The organism is uncultured Methanobrevibacter sp. (genome assembly GCF_937898925.1).
GTDB lineage: Archaea > Methanobacteriota > Methanobacteria > Methanobacteriales > Methanobacteriaceae > Methanobrevibacter.
Map to the genome: position 1 here is coordinate 1 of NZ_CALDKF010000006.1, position 4,684 is coordinate 4,684.

Consider the following 4,684-nt stretch of genomic DNA (forward strand, 5'->3'; position numbering starts at 1 on the left):
GGACTATTTCAACATAATCGATATATTTGTTGCTGTCAAAGTATTCTATAGCTTCTTCTATTGTCCTGTCTTCTGTTGCTAACATTGAAGCTCCTATTTTCATTTTTTTACCTCAATCATTTTTATGAATTATATTAATTTTAAGCTTTTCAGATATTCAATACTCTTTTCAATATAGTCTTTTGAACTCAATTCAAAATTGTAGATTCCATCATACTTGTTTTTGGAAAATATTTCAAAGAACTTCTTAAAGTCTATAATTCCCTCTCCTAAAGGAAGATGGGAGTCATGAACACCGTCATTGTCATGGATATGGATATGCTTAATGTTATCAAAATATACATCATCTACAGTAAATCCTGCAGTATATGCATGGCCTATATCCAATGTCATAGGCAAATCGGTTCTTTCCAGAGAGTCATGGAGTTGATTGATGTCCTGATACATGAATCCTCTTAGTCTTGGAAGGTTTTCAATGCAGGTATGCACTCCATTGTCCTTAGCATATTCACCAATGGTCTTAAGGTTCTTTTCTGCTATGGAATAAACCTCTTTCATGTATTCCTTGTCATTATTGAATATGCTTCTTCCTGGATGAATTACAACTATATCACTGTCAAGAGTGTTTGCAAGTTCTATTGATCTTTTTATCTCTTCAATTGCCGCTTTTGAAAGAGCTGGATTGACAGAGGCAGGATTCACTTCAATGAATGGAGCATGAACAGTATATTTCAAGTTATAGGAGTTCATCTTATCGATTAGGTCCTTTTCATCATTAATATCCCTGTTTGGATAGTCATGAAAGAGTTCCATATATTCAATATGCCTGTTTGATTCGAAGTAGTCCAATGACTCTTTTATAGGTATAATCTTTCTTGGGAATACTGAAGCTCCTAATTTCATCTGTTTGCCTCTTATTTTATTAATCTCTAACTCTTGCAACAACTCTAAGGCCTTGATCTAAACCTTCCATAATCTCTTCAGTCAAGTCAAGGTTCTTATGAAGCTTTACATAACCTCTTTTTCCTACAGTTGCTGTAAATAGGTATTTGTCCTCTAATAGAATGTCAAAAGCACATCCGACATATTTCTTGCCAATAGGCAATACAAGATGGTCCTTTCTTATTTCAGGATAGAGTTCAAAGACTTCATAGTAGAATTCAGATGTTTCTCCTTCTTCATAATCATCTTCATCTTCGCTTAAGTCAAAGTAATTGTCCTTGCTGTAATCCTTTTTGCCTTCATCTATAATGTAATCATCTATATTGTCATTATACTCTTTCAATTGGGACTTTTTGGACTTCTTATGCTTGTCTTTCTTATCTTTTTTAGACTTTTTTGATCTTTTTGAAAGTCTTTCTGCAAAACTGTCCGGCGCCTTTTCAAGAGGTTCAACATTCATGCTAATTCCAATATCCTCTTCAAGTTCAGCAATCCTTTTGCCACCTTTTCCTATGATTTTTGGAATGTACTTTTCAGTGATGTAAATGTTCACTCTTCTGTCGTTTTCCATGCTCACTTCAATAGCTGCCTTAGGCGCTATTCTTTTCATGGTCCTTAGGATTTCACGTTCTGCAATCAATTGGACTGGAGTTTTCTCCTTTTCCATTTTTGCCTTTTTGGACTGTTCAACCATTCCAATATCCATTACAATGGTTTGTTCTCCATAAGTGTAAATCTCATTGACTAAGGTTCCTGTTTCAAAGTCTCTCACTTCAATTACAGGTCTTGCAAGGTCTCTTTCTTCCATTCCACTTGGAACCTTTACTGTGAGCTTGTTTTCATAGATAGCAGATATTTCACCATCTTCAATATAGATTGTAGTGTCTACGATTGATGGGATTGTACCTAGGTCAACTCTGCTTGCAATCCTTTGAATTGCATCTATAGGTCTTGTTGCATGAACAACACCAATCATCCCCACACCTGCAAGACGCATATCTGCAAATATCTTGAAGTCATGGTTCTTTCTTAGCTCGTCATATATGGTAAAGTCAGGTCTGACCAATAATAATATGTCTGCAGTATTCTCCATGTCCCCTTCAAGAGGCGCATATTGGGTAATTGTATCCCCTACTTGCAAATCTCTTGGAGATTCCATGGTCTTTACAACTTTGTTCAATTCTTCATCATAAAATTTAGCTATTGCTTGAGCAAATGTACTTTTACCAGCTCCAGGGGAACCTGAAATGAGGATTCCTCTTGCACTGTTTGTTAATCTTTCGATTAGTTTATCAGATAAATGGTATTTGTCAAGTGACACTTCAGCAACTGGCCTTACAGCAGTAATTTCAAGAGCTTCAGAGAATGGTGGCCTTGCTATTGATATTCTAAGGTCTCTTGATTGGACTACGATTGCCCCTTCCTTATCCACTTCAAGATAGGTTTTAGGGTCGTATCTTTCCTTTTCAAGTATCTCTTCAGCAATGTTTTCCAATTGCTTGTAATTGAATTTTTCATCTGCAAGCTTTACAAGTTCAATATGTCCAGGCTTTCCTTTTTTAGCCATAGGGACAACATTTTCCTTTAAATGAACGCTCATAGTGTCTTCATCAAAGAATTTAGCAATCTTTAAATCTATTGCACCTTTATATTCCTGTGCATAGTAGATGGTTGGTATTCCCTGTGCTTCAGCTGTCTTTGCTTGGATCTTATCGCTGGTTAGGAGTAAAGCCAATTCATCCTTAGCAACATCTCTTATCAATCCGTCAATTTCTCCAAGCTTTGCATTGTCCTTTTCAAATTTGGTTGGTCTTCTGCCTGTGATTCTAATAGCTATTTCACCAATTTCAGCTAAATCCTGCAGTTTCTTTACATTTTCTAGGCCACGAATTCCAGTTGGCCTTTGATTGTTAGCTTGATGTTCAAGTTCAGCGATTGCCGCTTCTGGTATGATGATTTCAGGATAGTTCAATCCTTTTTCCTTGATGATCTTTTCTACATTTCCTTCAATGATTGCACTTGTATCTGGTACAATTCTTTTTATTTCATCATTGTAGCCTTCATCATCGTTATAATCACTATCAAAATTAAAATCCATATTTTCACCTCCCTCTTAGGTTTATTTTATTTAAAAATTATTAAATAAATAAATTTAAACTATTAATAAATATCTATCCATACATTTCCTTTGGATCAAACAATCTTTCAGAAATGACTTTCACATCTTCATCTGTAAGATTGTCAATGTCGATATTCTCTTTTTCAATGTCCAATTGTCTAAAGAAGCAAGATCTGTATCCTTCATGACATGCTGCTCCTTCTTGATCCACTTTCATTATCAAAGCATCTGCATCACAATCAATGTAGACTTCTTTTACAGTCTGAACATTTCCAGAACTTTCTCCCTTTAGCCATTGTTTTTGTCTTGATGTAGAATAGTAATGAGCCTTTTTGGTTTTTAAAGTCTGTTCTACAGCTTCCTTATTCATGAATGCCACCATTAGGATATCATTAGTTTGGTAATCCTGTGCAATTCCTATGACTAACTTCTCTCCCCCTACATCAAGTCTGAAATTCAATTCCATCTTTTCACCTTTTAAAAATTATAATTATAACACTTCTTTTTAAAAACATTTATATTCATTCAACACTCCCACCACTTCATATTCTGTATGAATGTAGCAACTTCATCAACAGGAATTTGTCCTTGCTCTCCAGTTTTCATATTCTTGATTGTTACGTTTCCTTCTTCAAGGTCACGTTCTCCTACAAGAACGGCATATTTAACTCCAATCTTATTTGCATAAGCCAATATCTTTTTGAATTTCTTTCTGTTTAAATCAACTTCAGTTGGAATTCCTGCTTTTCTCAATGTTTGGGCAATGTTGAATGCATTATGTCTTGTAGAGTCTGAGATTGCTGCAACATAGGTGTTTACAATAGGTTCAAGTTCAAGCTTTCCGTTAAGCTCTTCGATTGCATTCATCAATCTGTCAAATCCTAATGCAAATCCAGTGGAAACAACATCTTCTCCACCGAATAATTTAACGAGATTGTATGTTCCTCCACCACAAACCTGCTTTTGTGCACCAAGTCCTTCCACATATACCTCAAACACTATTCCAGTATAGTAGTCAAGTCCTCTTGCCACTCCAAGATTGAGCTTGTAATTGAACACTTGGAAACTTTCAAGGGTTTTTACAAGTTCCTTGAATTCTTCAAGAGCTTCTTTGGTTTCTTCGTAAGGAGATACAAGCTCTTCTATATCTGCTATGATTGATGAGTCGCCAACCATATCCATCAATTTGAACAATACCTCATTGAGTTCTGGCTTGTCTTTGATGATAGGGTTTTCTCCAATCAATGATTCTTTTAGGAGATCCTTATCCCCCTTATCGATAACAACCATGATTTCTCTTTGTGTAGCAGTATCAATATCAAAGTGAGCGAATAATCCTCTAATGATTCCTAAGTGGTTTACATTGAATTCAGCTGTAGTGATTCCAAGCTCTTCAATAGCATTGTTGCACATAGCTATTACTTCAGCTTCACCTTCAGGAGTCTTTGCTCCAATCAATTCACATCCGAATTGCCAGAATTGTCTGAATCTGCCTTTTTGTGGTCTTTCATATCTGAAACAGCTTCCATAATAATAAATCTTAATAGGTTTTGAAGTCTTTTGAAGCTCATTCAAGTATAATCTTGCAATAGGAGCAGTGATTTCAGGCCTAAGTGCAAGGTC

At 35.7% G+C, this 4,684-nt stretch carries 4 protein-coding genes; all 4 read right to left on the reverse strand.

From position 1 onward, the window contains the following. Positions 1-129 precede the first annotated feature (129 nt). A complete protein-coding gene (locus tag Q0409_RS00360; RefSeq protein WP_298533856.1) occupies positions 130-903 on the reverse strand; it encodes a sugar phosphate isomerase/epimerase in 774 nt (257 codons plus the stop codon). A 19-nt stretch (positions 904-922) separates the two neighbouring features. Continuing rightward, positions 923-3,040, reverse strand: coding sequence for a PINc/VapC family ATPase (locus Q0409_RS00365; RefSeq protein WP_298533858.1), 2,118 nt, complete (start codon positions 3,038-3,040; stop codon positions 923-925). 73 nt (positions 3,041-3,113) lie between these two features. Next, the gene (gene hisI, locus Q0409_RS00370) at positions 3,114-3,527 is read right to left on the reverse strand and encodes a phosphoribosyl-AMP cyclohydrolase (protein ID WP_298533861.1); all 414 of its coding nucleotides are present in this window, start codon (positions 3,525-3,527) and stop codon (positions 3,114-3,116) included. Positions 3,528-3,586: 59 nt separating this feature from the next. Then, positions 3,587-4,684, reverse strand: a 1,098-nt coding sequence (gene hisS / locus Q0409_RS00375) for a histidine--tRNA ligase (RefSeq protein WP_298533863.1), incomplete at its 5' end; no start/stop codon positions are given.